Source organism: Microbacterium sp. (genome assembly GCF_035556355.1).
Lineage (GTDB): Bacteria > Actinomycetota > Actinomycetes > Actinomycetales > Microbacteriaceae > Microbacterium.
The window spans coordinates 115,849-131,601 of sequence record NZ_DATMFG010000021.1 but is presented as its reverse complement, the minus strand read 5'-3'; the positions used below and the strand labels follow the sequence as shown (position 1 = coordinate 131,601).

At 71.5% G+C, this 15,753-nt stretch carries 15 protein-coding genes; 4 read left to right on the top strand and 11 right to left on the bottom strand.

All coding sequences use genetic code 11. From position 1 onward, the window contains the following. Positions 1-10 precede the first annotated feature (10 nt). Complete coding sequence (locus VNR19_RS05205; protein WP_325724590.1) at positions 11-1,342, bottom strand: extracellular solute-binding protein; 1,332 nt, start codon at positions 1,340-1,342, stop codon at positions 11-13. 144 nt (positions 1,343-1,486) lie between these two features. On the opposite strand from VNR19_RS05205, the gene VNR19_RS05200 reads away from it, so the two are divergent. Together VNR19_RS05200 and VNR19_RS05195 are read left to right on the top strand one after the other, a co-directional pair. Next, positions 1,487-2,692, top strand: a complete 1,206-nt coding sequence (locus tag VNR19_RS05200; RefSeq protein WP_325724588.1) for an ROK family protein — start codon at positions 1,487-1,489, stop codon at positions 2,690-2,692. 111 nt (positions 2,693-2,803) lie between these two features. Continuing rightward, positions 2,804-3,202: a DUF7882 family protein gene (locus VNR19_RS05195; protein WP_325724586.1), complete on the top strand. Its 399-nt coding sequence runs from the start codon at positions 2,804-2,806 to the stop codon at positions 3,200-3,202. Positions 3,203-3,226: 24 nt separating this feature from the next. On the opposite strand, the gene VNR19_RS05190 is transcribed toward VNR19_RS05195, so the two are convergent. The 10 genes from VNR19_RS05190 to VNR19_RS05145 form a co-directional block, all read right to left on the bottom strand. Beyond that, a complete protein-coding gene (locus VNR19_RS05190; RefSeq protein ID WP_325724584.1) occupies positions 3,227-3,544 on the bottom strand; it encodes a DUF7882 family protein in 318 nt (105 codons plus the stop codon). A gap of 87 nt (positions 3,545-3,631) precedes the next feature. Then, positions 3,632-4,258 carry an alkylhydroperoxidase domain protein gene (locus VNR19_RS05185; protein WP_325724582.1) on the bottom strand — a complete coding sequence of 209 codons (627 nt, stop codon included), beginning with the start codon at positions 4,256-4,258 and terminating at the stop codon, positions 3,632-3,634. Further along, entirely contained in the window at positions 4,255-4,854 is a 600-nt protein-coding gene (locus VNR19_RS05180) for a CMD domain protein (protein ID WP_325724580.1), read from the bottom strand. Before VNR19_RS05180 ends, VNR19_RS05185 begins: the two co-directional genes overlap by 4 nt. Beyond that, on the bottom strand, positions 4,851-5,903 hold the full coding sequence (locus tag VNR19_RS05175) for a putative FMN-dependent luciferase-like monooxygenase (protein ID WP_325724578.1): 1,053 nt from the start codon (positions 5,901-5,903) through the stop codon (positions 4,851-4,853). Before VNR19_RS05175 ends, VNR19_RS05180 begins: the two co-directional genes overlap by 4 nt. Then, the gene (locus VNR19_RS05170; RefSeq protein WP_325724576.1) at positions 5,900-7,528 is read right to left on the bottom strand and encodes an ABC transporter ATP-binding protein; all 1,629 of its coding nucleotides are present in this window, start codon (positions 7,526-7,528) and stop codon (positions 5,900-5,902) included. Before VNR19_RS05170 ends, VNR19_RS05175 begins: the two co-directional genes overlap by 4 nt. After that, complete coding sequence (locus VNR19_RS05165) at positions 7,525-8,478, bottom strand: ABC transporter permease (RefSeq protein WP_325724574.1); 954 nt, start codon at positions 8,476-8,478, stop codon at positions 7,525-7,527. The genes VNR19_RS05170 and VNR19_RS05165 overlap by 4 nt, the downstream gene beginning before the upstream one ends. After that, a complete protein-coding gene (locus VNR19_RS05160) occupies positions 8,475-9,464 on the bottom strand; it encodes an ABC transporter permease (RefSeq protein ID WP_325724572.1) in 990 nt (329 codons plus the stop codon). The genes VNR19_RS05165 and VNR19_RS05160 overlap by 4 nt, the downstream gene beginning before the upstream one ends. Positions 9,465-9,482: 18 nt before the next feature. Then, positions 9,483-11,114, bottom strand: a complete 1,632-nt coding sequence (locus tag VNR19_RS05155) for a TIGR04028 family ABC transporter substrate-binding protein (protein WP_325724569.1) — start codon at positions 11,112-11,114, stop codon at positions 9,483-9,485. Positions 11,115-11,343: 229 nt separating this feature from the next. Beyond that, the gene (locus VNR19_RS05150; RefSeq protein ID WP_325724567.1) at positions 11,344-12,759 is read right to left on the bottom strand and encodes an NtaA/DmoA family FMN-dependent monooxygenase; all 1,416 of its coding nucleotides are present in this window, start codon (positions 12,757-12,759) and stop codon (positions 11,344-11,346) included. Then, entirely contained in the window at positions 12,756-13,613 is an 858-nt protein-coding gene (locus VNR19_RS05145) for a sulfurtransferase (protein ID WP_325724565.1), read from the bottom strand. The genes VNR19_RS05150 and VNR19_RS05145 overlap by 4 nt, the downstream gene beginning before the upstream one ends. Positions 13,614-13,698: 85 nt before the next feature. On the opposite strand from VNR19_RS05145, the gene VNR19_RS05140 reads away from it, so the two are divergent. After that, entirely contained in the window at positions 13,699-14,394 is a 696-nt protein-coding gene (locus VNR19_RS05140) for an SDR family oxidoreductase (protein WP_325724563.1), read from the top strand. A gap of 130 nt (positions 14,395-14,524) precedes the next feature. Next, positions 14,525-15,679, top strand: coding sequence for a zinc-binding dehydrogenase (locus VNR19_RS05135; RefSeq protein WP_325724561.1), 1,155 nt, complete (start codon positions 14,525-14,527; stop codon positions 15,677-15,679). Positions 15,680-15,753: the final 74 nt, after the last annotated feature.

Sequence of the window (15,753 nt, the reverse complement as noted above, 5' to 3'; positions counted from 1 at the left end):
TGTCGCCTTACTACAGGGTCGCGGCCGCGTCGTTCATCGCCTGAGGAACGTCCTCGGGCGAGCCGTTGCCGAACATCAGGTTGACGATGGCGTCGTTCATCGCCTTGCCGATGACGGGACCGTACTGCGTGTCGAGCCACGTCACCACGAGCTCGGCGTTGACCGTGCCCTCGGCGATCTGCTTGAGCACCGGGTCGGTGATGCCGGCCTCGGCACCCGCGACCGTCGGGATCTCACCGGTCTCGGCGAAGCGGGTCTGCACGTCGACGCTCGAGATGTACTCGAGGAGCTTGAGGGTCTCCTCCGGCGCGTCGACGTAGACGCCCCACGCGTCACCCGAGCCGAGCGCGGCGCCGGGGGCACCGGCAGCACCCTCGATGTCGGGCACGGGCATCCAGGCGAGCCACTCGGGCGCGGGCGGGTTGTCGGCCGGGGCACCGGGGACGAGCTTCGCGACCTCGCCGCGGTGCCACGTTCCCATGAGCTCCATCGCCGTCGACTGGGCCGCGAGCAGGCCGGCCGAGCTGTTCGGCACGCTCTGCGCCGGGGTGCTGGTCGGGTTCTGCTGGAACGGAAGGTCGCCGTCGAACTCGTCCATCCAGGCCTTGAGGTTCTCGCCCGCCTCGACGAAGCACGGGTCGTCGAAGGTCAGGGTGTCGGCCGCCTCCTTGAGCGCGTCCTCGGAGCACGTCTTGATCGCGAACTGGTACCACCAGTGCGCGGCCGGCCAGCCGTCGCCCGCGCCGACGCCGATCGGCGCGACGCCCAGGTCGGCGAGCTTGTTGATCGCCTCGCTGAACTCGGTGAACGTGGTCGGCGTCTCGGTGATGCCAGCCTGCTCGAAGAGGTCGGCGTTGTACCAGATGCCCTCGATGCCGAAGCGGTAGGGGATGCCGTACTGCTTGCCGTCGACGTTCCAGCCGGTGCCGGCGCCGCCGATCGATTCGATGACGTCCGTCAGACCGCTGAGGTCCTTGAGGTAGCCCGCCTCGACCTGCGACTTGATCTCGCCCTCGGCCCAGACCATGAACAGGTCGGGAGCGGCGTCGCCGCCCGCCTGCAGCGCGTTGGGGATGAGGGTGCGCTGGAGCTCCTCGTTCTGGAACGCCTGGACGTCCACCTTGACTCCGGGGTTGTCGGCCTCGAACTCCGCCGCGACCTCTTCCCAGAAGGACTTCAGCGGCTCACCCGTGCCGTTGTGCCACCACGTGATGGTGACCTCGTCGCCGTTGCCGTCGTTGTCGGTGCCTCCGCCGCCGGCCGCACAGCCGGCGAGGGCGCCGATCGCCAGGCCGGTCGCGGCGACGCCTGCGGCGATCCGCAACGTGCTGCGTGTGTTCATCTTCGAACCTCTCGAAAGTTTCGACGGTGATGTCGAAAGTGATCTGGACGGCTCAAGGATAGGAGTCGGCGGATTTCGAGTCAAGCCCAACATATTCGGCGGTTGGAGGCGTCCGATCGCATCGAGCGCCCCTACAGTGGTCAGGTGGCCGACCGCTCAGGCACCGTCGAAGGGGTGCGACGTGCGAATCTCGCACGCGTGCTGCAGTTCGCCCACTTCGAGCGCGCGCTCTCGCGGTCGCGGCTGACCGCCCTCACGGGGCTCAACCGGTCGACCGTGGCCGACCTCGTCGCCGAGCTCACGTCGCTCGGCCTCACGGTCGAGCGCGCGCCCGACCCGTCCCGCCGGGTGGGTCGCCCGTCTCCCGTGGTCGCCCCCGACCCACGGGTCATCGCGATCGCAGCGAACCCCGAGGTGGACGCACTCACGATGGCCGCCGTCGGCCTCGACGGCGGCATCCCGGCACGGCGCCGCATCGATGTCGACCATCTGATGTCGCCCGAAGAGGCCGCCCGCCTCATCGCCGAGGTCACCGACGAATGGCGCGGCACGACCCTGCGCGACGCGCGCATCGTCGCCGCGGGCGTCGCGGTTCCCGGACTCGTGCGCGCCGCCGACGGCCTCGTGCGCATCGCGCCGCACCTCGACTGGCGCGACGCGCCGGTCCGCACGCTCGTCGAGGAGGCGACCGGGCTGCCGACCGCGGTCGGGAACGACGCCTCGCTCGGCGCGATCGCCGAACACCTGTTCGGAGCGGGTCGCGGCATCGACGATCTCGTCTACCTCAACGGCGGCGCGAGCGGCATCGGCGGCGGGCTCATCGTGCACGGCATCCCCGTGGGCGGCACTGCGGGCTACGCGGGTGAGTTCGGACAGAACCGGCCAGGCATCCTCTCCCCCGCAGACCGGCGCGCGGCCGACGGCGTCCTCGAAGACGAGGTGAGCCGAGCACGCCTGCTGGCCGCCGTGGGTCTCTCCGCCGCCGACGAGCCGACGCTCGCCGCCGCCATCTTCGCGTCGGAAGCATCGGACGTCGCCGCGGAGCTCTCGCGTCAGCGACGCATCCTCGCGACCGCGCTCGCGAACGCCGTCAACGTGCTCAATCCGGCGGTCGTGGTGCTCGGCGGCTTCCTCGCGACGATCGCAGAGAGCGACCCGGCGGCGCTGGACGAATCCGTGCGTGCGCAGTGCATGCCGGCATCCGCTGAAGACCTCGAGATCCGCACGGCGGTTCTCGCCGAGGACCGCCTGCTGATCGGGGCCGCCGAGGCGGCGTTCGGCGACCTCCTGCGCGATCCCATGGCGGGCGACGCCGCGGGCGGTCAGGTTCGTGCGGCGACGGCGTCCTGACCGGGATTCACGCACTCGCGACCGCGTCCACACTGTGGACACGACGTGACGCGGATGCTCACCAGGTGAGATCTTTCGTCTGTTCTGGCTTTCGCCGCCTAGGGTGAACGAATGGGCACGATCTACTACGGCGGAGCCGGCACCCCGATCCACATCGAAGACCGCGCCCTCGCGCACTTGAAGGTGGTCATCGCGACGAAGCTGCGCCGGAACGAGAGCTTCACCGTGTCGTGGCGCCACCCCGAGGGCGAGCCGCGGGGTCGTACGACGCTCTGGCTGCACCCCTCGATTCCGCTGCGCTTCGTCTTCGACGACCCCGAGCCCGCTCAGCTCAGCCGCGAGTGGATCGAGGACCTCGCGAACTCGGCCAACTCGTCGGGCGGCATCATGCTCGTGGCCGAGCACTTCGACACGGCCGCCGCGCCCGGCGACGGGCCCGCGGCGGCCGGCGACGCCAGCGACTCGCCCGCGCCCGCTGTGAAGGCCGGCAAGTCGCGCAGTCTCGCCTGACGGCTCCGCGCGGACGGGGCCGGGTCAGCCCTCTTCGACGATCGGCTCGTCGGCGGGCTCCGGCACGATCGTGAGCCCGTTGGGGCCGCTCGCGGCCTGCATGAGCTCTTCGACCCACATGCGGTTGATGCGCGGCTGACGGCCGCCGTAGAAGTGGAACTGCATGGGCACGGACGGGTGCATCCAGAAGCTGCGACGACCGCTGCCGTCGCCCATGTCGACATCGAACATGAACGCCTCGGAGCGGCGCAGCTTGTTCATCACGACGATGCGCAGATGTGCGAGGGTGCGATCCTCGATCTCTACCGAGTTGCCCGACGCGTCATAGATGAACCTGCCCATGCCAGGAGCATAGGCGGCGCAAGGCGCACAAGCGAACCGCGACGCCCGGAGCGACCGGGTGTGCCGCGCCGGGCGTCGTCGTCGCCGTCAGGCTTCGTCAGCCGGTGCGACGGGGCGTCCGAGCGACAGCATGAGGCGATTCGCCCAGTTGAAGAACGCCGCCCCGTGGATCACGTCCGAGATCTCGAGGTCGCCCAGACCCGCTTCGCGCAGGCGCGCGACGTGATGCGGTCCGAAGGCGATCGGCGTCGCGGTGAGGGCGGCCGCGGCATCCGTGATCGCGTTCCAGCGCTCGCCGAGGTCGGCTCCCACGCCCTCGGACAGCAGCGTGTCGACGAGCTCCGGCTGCTTCGAGAAATGCGCCGCGAACCTCGCGTGCACAGACGCGCAGAAGACGCAGCCGTTGACGCGCGACGCCGCCGCGGCCGCGAGCTCTCGCTCCGCACGCGGAAGACCCTCGGCGGTGTTGTAGAAGATGTCCTTGTCGACGAGCGTGCGCGCCCGCAGGATCTCGGGATCGCGCGCGAGCAGGCGGAAGTAGTCGCTCGACGCCCGTGCGCGGTCGACGAGTCCGTCGTAGTGACGGTCGGTGAGCTCGTCGACGGGCAGCGGCTCGAGCCACGGCAGCCAGCCCACCTCGCCGCGCGTGAACGCATGCGGATGCGGCTCGTCGTACACGAACGTCTGGACCTGGGTGGCGAACGTCTCGCTCATGCGCCGACCTCCTCGAGCACGCGGAGTCCCGCGACGACGCGCTGCTGGAACGCGAGGAACGCGACCAGCTGCGACAGGGTGACGATCCCCGACACGGTCCACCCCGCGTCGAGCAGGCTCTGCAGCGCGGCATCCGCCGCTTCGCGCGGCCGGTAGACGAGCAGATGGGCGTGCTCGAGCGCCGCCGCGAGGCGGTCGCCGAGCAGGCCTCGTGCGTCGTCGGGAACCGAGAACCGCAGCCCGTCGGTGCTCTCGGCGGCGAGGCCCGCTTCGCGGTACCGGCCGAACGGACCGGATGTGCCGGCCCGGTCCGCGAGGGAGGCGATGACGGATGCCGCACCGGCGTCCGCCTCCGCCGCGAGTCGCGCGTAGTGGTCGGCCGTGGCATCCGCCCCGGTCAGCCGCGTCGCGAACGCCGCGATGAGCAGGCGCTCGGTCAGCGAGACGTCGGAGTCGTCGACGGGGTCGAAGAGCGCGTCGTAGCTGGCCTGCAGCTGTTCGCGCGTGACGGGACGGATGCTGCGGACGGCGGTGACGACGCCGTCGGACGCAGCGCCCGTGAGGGTGTCGACGACGTCGACGGTGGGGGCGGTCATGCGGTCTCCTTTCCGAGGGATCCTTCGAGGGCGGATGCCAGGCTCCGGTCGCTCGTCGCCCAGCCGAGCTTCGGGGCGACCTCGGTCGCGAACAGCTCGATCGAGCGCAGGACGAAGTCGTGCGGCGCGTCGACCGAGTGCACCTGGAACGCGATCTCATCGGCGCGCGCGAGCGTCTCGTCGGCGGCGAGCGACGCGACGACCTCGTCGGGCGTTCCGAGATGGGTGTCGAGGGCGACGATGAGCTCGTCGAGCGAGTCGCCGGGGATCGTCTGCCCCGCCCGGCGGAAGCCTTCGGCCGCGCGGCGCAGGCCGACCTCGGCGAAGCGGAGGGCGTCGGCGCGGTCGTCGGCGACGAACACGGTGCGCGATGCGGTGACGCGGGGCGCGACGCCCGCCGGAAGGGCCTCGAGGTACGCGTCGATGATCGGCTGCTGGATCGCGGCGAGCGACGCGTGCGGGTCGTCGGCGGGGCGCGGCTGCGTGCGCGAGAGGAGCAGGCCGTGCCCGTGGACGCCCGCGCGCGTGCCGCCCGCGGCCGAGAAGGTCGCCTGCCACACGCGGCCGCCGAGGGTGCCGGCATCCGGATACAGCGTGTTGCCCCCGCCGACGTCCTGACCCTCGAGTGCGGCGAGGAGCTTGCGGAGCTTCTCGTCGTAGACGGTCGCCTTGTCGGAGACGTGCTGGCCGAACGGAATGAACGACGACGGCGTGCCGCCGCTGCCGAGGCCGAGGTCGATGCGGCCGCCCGACAGGAGGTCGGCGACGACCGCGTCCTCCGCGACGCGGACCGGATCTTCGAGCGGCAGCGTCACGACACCCGTGCCGAGCCGGATCTCGCTCGTGGCCGCCGCCGCGTGCGCGAGGAACACGAAGGGCGACGGCAGGCCGCCCTCCGCGGCACGGAAGTGGTGCTGCGCGACCCACGCGCGCTGGATGCCGAAGCGCTCCGCGTGCCGGATCTGGTCGGTCGCGAGGCGGTAGCGCTCGGCAGGCGGCGCGTCGTCGAGGAGTCTCGTGAAGAAGGCGAGAGTGGGGGCGGTGGTCATGCCGCGACCTCCGTTCGTCCGGGCACGGCTGCAAGCAGCTCGCGCGTGTAGTCATGGGTGGGGTTCGAGAAGAGATCCTCGGTCGCGCCCTGCTCGACCACGCGGCCGCGCCGCATGACCGACACGGTGTGGCTGATGCGCCGGACGACCGCGAGATCGTGCGAGATGAACAGGTACGTGAGTCCGAGCTCCTGCTGCAGCGACTCGAGCAGCTCGAGGATGCGCGCCTGCACCGTGACATCGAGCGCCGAAACCGCCTCGTCGAGCACGACGACATCGGGGCGGATCGCGAGCGCCCGCGCGATCGCGACGCGTTGACGCTGACCGCCGGAGAGCTCTCGCGGCGTGCGGTCGAGCACGTCACGGGGGAGCGCCACGCGGTCGATGAGCTCGGCCGCACGCGCGGCGCGGTCGGCGCGGCGACCCTCGCGGAAGTTGTGCAGCGGCTCCGCGACGATCTGCGCGATGCTCTGGCGCGGGTCGAGCGACGAGAAGGGGTTCTGGTAGACGAGCTGGATGCGACGGCGCAGCTCCCTCACCTCGGAGCGCGAGAGCCCGGCGACGTCGGTGCCGTCGAGGTCGATGGTGCCGGCATCCGGATGCAGGAATCGCGTGACGAGCCGCGCGGTCGTCGTCTTTCCCGACCCTGATTCGCCCACGAGCGCATGGGTGGTGCCACGACGTACGCGGAACGACACGTCGTCGACGGCGCGGAACGGCTCGCGCCCCCGAACGGCGAACTCCTTCACGAGCCCGGTGGCTGTGATCGCGTACGGGTTCTCGGCCGCAGCGGCAGACGCATCCCGCAGGAAGAGCGGCGCGGGCGCGCGGCGGAATCCGGTCGCGAGCGCGGGGGCGTCGGCGAGCAGCTGCCGCGTGTACGCATCGCGCGGACCGTCGAGGATGTCGGCCGCCGGCCCCTCCTCGACGACGCGACCGTCCTTCAGCACGACGATCCGCTGCGCGCGATCGGCGGCCACCCCGAGGTCGTGCGTCACGAGCAGCACGGATGTGCCCTCTTCGCGGCGCAGGTCGTCGATGAGATCGAGGATGCGCCGCTGCACGGTCGCGTCGAGTGCGCTCGTGGGCTCGTCCGCGATGATGAGGCGCGGGCGCAGCGCGATCGCCGTCGCGATGAGCACGCGCTGACGCATTCCGCCGGAGAGTTCGTGCGGGTACTGCCGCGACCGCAGCTCGGGGTCGTCGAGCCCCACGCGCTCGAGCAGCTCGAGCACGCGCGCCTTCACGACGCGCGCGTCGCGCTCCCCGTGCACGCGGAGGATCTCGCCGACCTGCACGCCGATCGGCCGGACGGGGTCGAGAGATGCGACGGGGTCCTGCGGCACGAGTCCGACGCTCACGCCGCGCACGGCCCGCAGGCGGCGCGACGACCACCCCGCGATGTCGACGCCGCCCAGGCGCACGGCGCCGCCGTCGACGCGACCGCCTTCGGGGAGCAAGCCGATCAGCGCGTGCGCGGTGGTGGACTTGCCCGATCCGGACTCGCCCACGAGCGCCACGACCTCGCCCTCGGCGACGTCGAAACCCACGCCGTGCACGACTTCGCGGCGACCGGCACGGCCTGCGTACGAGACGCGCAGGCCCTCGACGCTGAGCACGGTCACCGCGAGCTCCTTCCGAGCGACTGGCTGATGCGGTTGGCGCTGAGCACGACGACGAGCACGACGAGGCCCGGCAGCGTCGTGAGCCACCATGCGGTCGCGACGTAGTTGCGGCCCTCCGCGATGAGCAGGCCCCACTCGGGCGTCGGCGGCGGTGCGCCGTAGCCGAGGAACCCGAGCGTCGAGATCGCGAGGATCGCCGTGCCGAACTGGAGCGCCGCGAGGCCGATCACCGCGGTCAGCGAGTTCGGCAGCACATGGCGGCGCAGCACCGAGAAGAAGGTGCCGCCGCTGCCGAACGCCGCCTCGACGTAGTCGCTGCGCCGCACGCGCACGACCTCGGAGCGCGACAGCCTCGCGAACGACGCGACGCTCACCACCCCGACCGCGATGGCGGCGTTCACCGTGCCGAAGCCGAGCAGGATGATCACCGACAGCATGAGCAGCAGGCCGGGGATCGACAGCAGCACGTCGACGATCCGCATGAGGATGTCGTCGACGAGTCCTCCCACCGACCCGGCGACGACACCGATGATCGTGCCCGCGGCGAGGCCGACGGTCACCGCGATGAGCGCCCCCGACAGGGAGTGCACCGCGCCGTAGACGACACGCGCGTACAGGTCGCGGCCGATCGCATCCGTGCCGAACCAGTGCTCGAGGCTCGGCGGCTGGAGCTTCTCGGCGGGCACACCGTCGATCGGGTCGTATCCGGTGAACGCCCACGGAACGAGCGCCCACAGCACGGCGATCACGACGACCGCGACGGCGAGGACGAGGGTCCACGAAGGGCGTCGGCCTCGCGCGAAGAGGCGTGCGATCGACGAGCGCCGACGGGGGCGGCCGGGCTCGGCCGCGGCATCCGCCTCGATCGGATCGGTGACGACGCCGGATGCCTCGTCGCGGGCCGCCTTGCGGACAGCGTCGACATCGGGGGGAAGGACGGGAGCGGTCATGCGGATGCCTCCACCGGCGTCGGGGCGGACTCGGGGGCTGCCGTTGCGGTCGCGCGGCGCGAGCCCGACCGAAGTCTCGGGTCGAGCACGGGGTAGAGCAGGTCGACCGCGAGGTTCACGACGATGAACGTGAACGCCGCGAGCACGACGATGCCCTGCAGCACGGGGATGTCCTGGTTGGCGACGGCCTGCTCGGTGACCCGTCCGATCCCGGATCGACCGAACACCGTCTCGGTCACGACCGCGCCGCCGACGAGCTCGCCGAACAGCACGCCCGCGATCGTGAGCGTCGGAAGGATCGCGTTGCGCGCGACCGATGTCCACAGCACACGCGACTCCGATGCGCCCTTCGCGCGGATGACGGTCACGAACGGCTGGAGGCGCACCTCGTCGATGGACCGGATGAGGATCTGCGCGAGCGGCGCCGAGATGGGCACCGCGAGCGTGAGCACCGGCAGGATCAAGCCGACGACGGGGTCGGCACCCACGATCGGCACCCACCCGAGGCCGAACGAGAACACCTGGATGAGGAGGATGCCGAGCCAGAACACCGGGATCGAGACGAACACGCCGGGGATCGCCTGCAGCCCGCGGCGCAGCCACCCGAACGGAGAGAGGGTGGAGAGGAACGCGATCGCCACCGCGAGGATCGCCGCCACGACGAATCCGATGCCGGCGAGCGCGATCGTCGACGGCAGTGCCTCGCCGATCAGCTCGAGCACGCCGGTGCCGTACTGCGTCGAGTACCCGAACTCCCCGCGCAGATAGCCGGCGAGCGTCGTGAGGTACTGCTGCCACCACGGTGCGTCCACGCCGTAGTTGATCCGGATCTGCTGGATCTGCTCCGCCGTCAGCCCGAGCTCGGGGTTGTCGTAGCGGATGAGGATCGCATCCCCGGGCATCAGCTGCAGAAGGAGGAAGGTGACCGTGTAGGCCGCGATCAGGACGATCGCGGCCTGCCCGGCCCGTCTCAGCGCATAGCGCATCGGCTCAGCTCCTGTGACCTACTCGTCGAGCCACACGTCGTAGAACAGCGGGCGGCCGACCGACTCGAACTCGACGCCGTGCACGTACGGAGCCGTGCCGTACACCTGCGGCTCCTCGAACAGCGGGATCACGTACGCCTGCTCGGCGAGGTAGTCCTGCACCGCCTGCGACGCCTCGACGCGTTCGGCGGGATCGGGCTCCGAGGCCACGACCTCCAGCAGCCGGTCGAGCTCGGCGTCGTCCGACAGGAGCGTGTCGCGGTTCTGCGTGTGGTACTGGCTCTTGATGACGTCGAGGTCCGCGCGCCCGACCATCGAGTGGTACAGCGGAGTCTTGAGCGGGTCCTGGATGTCTTCGGCATAGGTGCCGGCGTCCGCCGACTTCACGTTCAGCTCGACGCCGATCTTCTTCAGCTGCTGCGCGATGAGCTCGAGCGTCTGCTTCGACAGGGGCTGCGGCTTCGCCTCGTAGACCGTGAGCGACAGTCGCTGACCGTCCTTCTCACGGATGCCGTCCGAGCCCGGCTCCCACCCGGCTTCGTCGAGCAGCTCCTGCGCCTTCTCGGGGTCGTACTCGTAGAACGACGACTCGTCCTTGTAGCCGAGGGCCGTCGAGCTGAGCGCCGACGTCGCCTTCGGGTAGTTCGCGGTGAAGATCGTGTCGACGACCTCCTGCGCGTCGACCCCCGCGACGAGCGCCTGGCGCACGCGGATGTCGCTCAGCAGCGGGTTCGTGAACCGCAGGCCGATCGAGTTGTTGACGCCGCGCGTCTGCGGGGCGTGCAGCTCGAAGCCGGCCGACTCGACCCGGGCCTCATCGAACGCCTGCACGTAGCGGATGTAGTCTGCCTGGCCCGCGAGGAGCGACCCGATGCGCACCGAGTCCTCGGGCGCCACGATCAGGTGGATCCCGTCGAGGTACGCACGGCCCTGGTGCTCGAAGCTCGGCGGAGCCCAGTCGTAATCCTCGCGCGCCTCGAACGTGAGCTCGGTGCCGAGCTTCTCGTCGGTGATCACGAACGGCCCCGAGCCGACGATCTCCGTCGCGTTGCCCGCGCCGAACTCCTCGAGCGACCGGTCGAGCGTGTCGGGCGACAGCAGCCCCGAGTTGATCGTCGACGTCGCCTGGAGGAAGCCGGGCGACGGCGCGGAGAAGCGGAACGTCACCGTGTCGTCGTCGACGACCTCGCTCGACTCGTAGTTGTTGATCGCCTCGGAGATCGTCAGCCCGAGGTCGGGGTTCCCCAGCCCGTAGGTGTCGAAGTTCTTCGCGACGGCGGCCGCGTCGATGGGCGTGCCGTCCGAGAACGTCGCGTCGTCGCGCAGCTCGAACGTGTACTCGGTCGCGTTCTCGTTCACGGTCCACTCGGTCGCGATCCACGGCTCGATCTCGAGCGTCTCCGGGTTCTGCCACGTCAGGCGCGCCGTGATGTTGTTCACGATGCCGCCGTTCGGGTAGAACCCGGCCTGCGGCGGGTACAGGTTCGTGTAGGTCTGGTGCTCGAGGTAGGTCAGGGTGCCGCCGGTGACCGGGTCGCCGGCGGGCTCACCCGAGCCGCTCGGCGCGCTGCTCGACGCGCACGACGCGAGAGTGGCCGCGGTGGCGATCGCGGCGAGTGCAGCGACGGCGCGAACTGCGGGACGGGACATGTCGGGTCTCCTGGAGTCGGGGGGATGGTTCGGAAAGCTGGCGGCCACGCTACGCATGTCGCGGCGGGTGCCGCAGAGTGTGACGAAACGGCCCGTCACCGCTCGCAAGACGCGTTCACACAGGGTCACAGTGGGTAACACGGATGCCGCTGCGCGGGGTGCCGGACGCTGAGCGGGCGAAGCGAGACGACGCATCCCAGACGCCGTTCGTCTCGTCGCTGCTCCTCGCTCAGGGGCCGGTGGAGGAAGCGGATGCCGCCACAGGCGCATGCAGGAGCCGCGGCGCACTCAACCCGAGCCGTTCGCGCAGCGTGTCACCCTCGCGACCGAGCAGACCGCGGCGCCGCAGCTCGGGCACGGCGAGCGCGGTGAACGCCTCGAACTGATCCGGCTGGAACGCCGACAGCACGTTGAAGCCGTCCGCCGCGTGCTCGTCGCACCAGCGCTCGAAGTGGTCCGCGACCGTCGACGCATCACCCACGACGAACGCGGCCGGAACGGCGTGCGCCGCGATGAGGTGCCGCCATGTCACCGGAGCCTCTCCCCCGACACGGCGACCCGTCCGCTGCTCGACGAGCGCGAGGGTCCGCGCAGCGGCCTCGCCGAACCGCGCAGCGGTGACAGCGTCCACCGGCTCGTCGACGCCCGCCCGACGGGACGGGTCGTCCGCGGCGACGCCGGCCGCGTCGAGGAAGGCCGCGAGCGAGCGATTCGCCGGAAATCCCGGCCGCCCGACGTGCGCAGACTCGCCGTCGTCGATCGGCACGAGCACCAGCAGGCGATCGACGATCGTGCGGGCCGCGGCATCCGTCTCCGCGACCACCGGAAGCACCGGTGCGATCACCTTGATGGCGTCGGGCGAACGTCCGGCAGCCGACGCGGCCGCCCGCAGCGAGGCCCGCGCCTCGCGCGCGGCGTGGAGGTCGGGTGAGGCGATGAGCGCGAGGTCGGCCTCGGTCGCCGCGAGCGCACGCGAACGGTCGGATGTGCCCGCGTGGACGATCGGCGGATGCACCTGCGGCGGCCGCGCGACGTTGAGCGGACCCTCGACGCGCACGTGATCGCCGCGGAACTCCGGCGCGCGCAGTCCGTCTTCGTCGATCAGCGTGCCGGTGAGGCGATCGGCGATCCACGCGCCGTCGTCCCACGATTCCCACAGCAGGCGCAGCGCGCGTACGAACTCCTCGGCACGGTCGTACCGTGTCGCGTTGTCGGCATGCGCGTCGCGACCGTGGTTCGCCGCCGCGCGCGGCTCGGCCCCCGTCACGAGGTTCACGCCGGCCCGGCCGCCCGTGAGCAGGTCGAGCGACGCGGTCGCACGGGCCGTGGCATACGGATCCGCGTACGTCGTGTTGACCGTCGCGATGAGCCCGATGCGCTCGGTGATGCCCGCGAGGTAGAGCACCGCGCTCACGGGATCGATGCGTGCGAGCAGGTACGGGTCGCGGAACTCGAGGTCGGGGCCCGTCGCCAGCCAGTCGCCGAAGAAGAGATAGTCGAGCCCCGCGTCCTCGCCGAGCTGCGCGATGCGGCGGAGGATCGCGGCATCCGTCTGCGGGTCGGCGTGCGCGCCCGGGTGCCGCCAGCCCGACGGATACGCGCCGAGCGTGCGCACCATGGCGCCGATGATGAGCGGCCCGGTCATGACGGCACCACCTCGGCCGCGGGTGTGCTTCCGACGGCGACGAGCCTGCCGCGCGTGTTCGACCACTGGCTCCACGAGCCCGGATACACGGTCACCTCGACGCCGGCGACGGCGCCCGCGAGCGCGGTGTGGGTCGCGGCGATCCCCGAGCCGCAGTAGGCGGCGACCGGCACGCCCTCGGTCGCGCCGACGGATGCGAAGGCCGCGCGCAGCTCGTCGGGCGACCGGAACCTCCCGCCGTGCACGTGGACTGTCGTCGGCAGGTTGACCGCTCCCGGGATGTGACCGCCGACCGGGTCGATCGGCTCGGTGTCTCCCCGGTAGCGCTCGGGCGCGCGCACATCGAGGAGCGTTCCGCGCCACGGCCAGTCCTCGACGTCGTCGATGTCGGCGACCGCGCCGGGATCGAGGTCGTCGAGCTGGATCGTGCCGCGGCGCGGCTGCACATCTCCGGTCTCGAGCGGCAGCCCCTCGGCGATCCACCCGCGCAGACCGCCGTCGAGCACGCGGACGGAGGGCACTCCCGAGTGGGTGAGCAGCCACCACGCGCGCGCCGCTGCGACGGCGTGCAGGTCGTCGTACACGACGACGGGGTCGCCCGCCCGCAGGCCCCAGCGACGTGCCGCCTCCTCCAGCACGGCGCGAGGCGGGACCGGATGCCTTCCCTCACGCGGGTCGCCGCGCAGGGCCAGCTCGTGCTCGAGGTCGACGTAGACCGCTCCCGGAAGGTGCCCGTCCAGATAGGCGGGGCGCCCCTCGGGCTCGTCCAGGCGCCAGCGGACGTCGAGCAGACGCACATTCGGATCGCGAAGGAGCAGCTCGTGAAGCTCAGCGGGGGAGATGAGCGGGGCCATGTCGTCATGGTCACCCGGGCCGCGAGGGCGCGGCTCCATATGACGACACACGATGCAACATGACGACATGAGAGAGGATGGCCGGATGACTCGAACGCACGTGCTCACCGGTGCCGGCTCGGGAATCGGCGAGGCCATCGCCCGCCGCCTCGCCGACCGCGGCGACCGGCTCATCCTCGTCGCGCGCGACACCGACCGCGCCGCGCAGCTCGCCGAGAGGTTCGACGGCGCCGCGACGATCGCAGCGGACCTGCGGCATCCGGATTCCCTCGCCGAAGCGATCGCGGCCGCCGATCTGCCGAATCGCATCGACACGGTCGTCCACGCCGCCGGCATCGTCGAGCTCGGAACCGTCGCGGACCTGACGGTCGCGTCGTGGACGGAGCAGCTCACGGTGAACCTCATCGCCCCCGCCGAGCTCACGCGACTCCTGCTCCCCGGCCTGCGGGCCGCGCGCGGGCAGATCGTGTTCGTGAACTCGGGGGCAGGACTGTCCGCGCATCCGGAATGGGCGGCGTACGGCGCGTCGAAGCACGGTCTGAAGGCCCTCGCGGATGCGGTGCGCGGCGAGGAGGCGCCGTACGGCATCCGCGTCACGACCGTCTATCCCGGCCGCACCTCGACACCCATGCAGGAGCGCGTCCACGAACAGGAGGGGCGCGAGTACGATCCGAGCGCCTTCATCGATCCCGACTCGGTCGCCACGACCGTGCTGACCGTGCTCGACCTGCCGCGCGACGCCGTCATCAGCGACGTGACGGTCCGCCCCGGGCCCCGCTGACCCCCGCCGACGTCACGGGCGCTTTCCACCGAGCGACACGCGCGGTTGCCGCCCGTCGCGGTCGCCTCGATCCTGGAACGCACGCCACCACGGCACCGCCCACGAGGACCGTCCGACAGAGGAGTCGCCGATGACCCAGCCCGCCTCGCCCGCCCGTCCTGAGTCGCTTCCCGAGACGATGAAGGCCGCCGTCCTGCGCGACGACCGGCCCGCGCTCGAGGTGATCGAGATCCCGGTGCCGCGGCCGCGGCGCGGCGAGGCGCTTGTGAAGGTGCGCGCGTGCGGGGTGTGCCACACCGACCTGCACGTCATCAAGAGCGAGGTCGCGTTCCCGCGTCCGGCGGTGCTCGGCCACGAGATCAGCGGGACGATCGTCGAGCTCGGCGACGGAGCGACGGATGCCGCGTTCGACGTGGGCGATGACGTGGTCGGCGCCTTCATCATGCCGTGCACCGAGTGCGACGCGTGCCGCCGCGGGCGCGACGACCTGTGTGCGGACTTCTTCGGGCAGAACCGCCTGCGCGGGACGCTGTACGACGGCGAGAGCCGTCTGTCGCTGGCCGACGGGTCGTTCCTCGCGATGTACTCGATGGGCGGACTGGCCGAGTACGCCGTCGTGCCGCTGTCGGCGCTCACCCGTCTGCCCGACGCCCTCGACCCCGTGACCGCCGCCGTGCTCGGGTGCGCCGCCTTCACGGCGTACGGAGCGGTGCATCGCGCGGGGCACGTCGAGCGGGGCGAGTCGGTCGCGGTGGTCGCGGTCGGCGGAGTCGGCAGCGGCGTGGTGCAGGTCGCCCGCGCCGCGGGCGCCGACCCGATCATCGCGATCGACGTGTCGGAGGAGAAGCTCGAGGCCGCGCGCGCACTGGGCGCGACCCACATCGTGAACTCGAGGGAGACGGATGCCGCCACCGCCGTCCGCGAGCTCACGGGCGGGCGCGGGGTCGACGTCGCGTTCGAAGCACTCGGACACCCGGCGACGTTCGCGCAGGCGGTGCGCACGCTCGCCGACGGCGGCCGCATGGTCGCGATCGGGATCGGGGCGGGGAATGCCGCGGCAGAGGTCGAGATCACGCCGCTCGTACGCCGCGGCTACACGATCACGGGCTCGTTCGGCGCGCGCACGCGCGAGGACCTTCCCGCCGTCGTCGAGCTCGCCCGTCGCGGGGAGTTCGACACGGTCGACCTCGTCACGCGCCGGTACGGCCTCGACGACGCGGATGCCGCCTACCGGGCGCTCTCGCGCGGCGAGATCACCGGGCGCGCGGTCATCGTGATGTCGTAGGAGCCGGCTGAGACGAATCGCCGGGCGGCGCGTCGGGATCCGCGGGGATCCGGATGCCGCAGCCGGAGAGGACC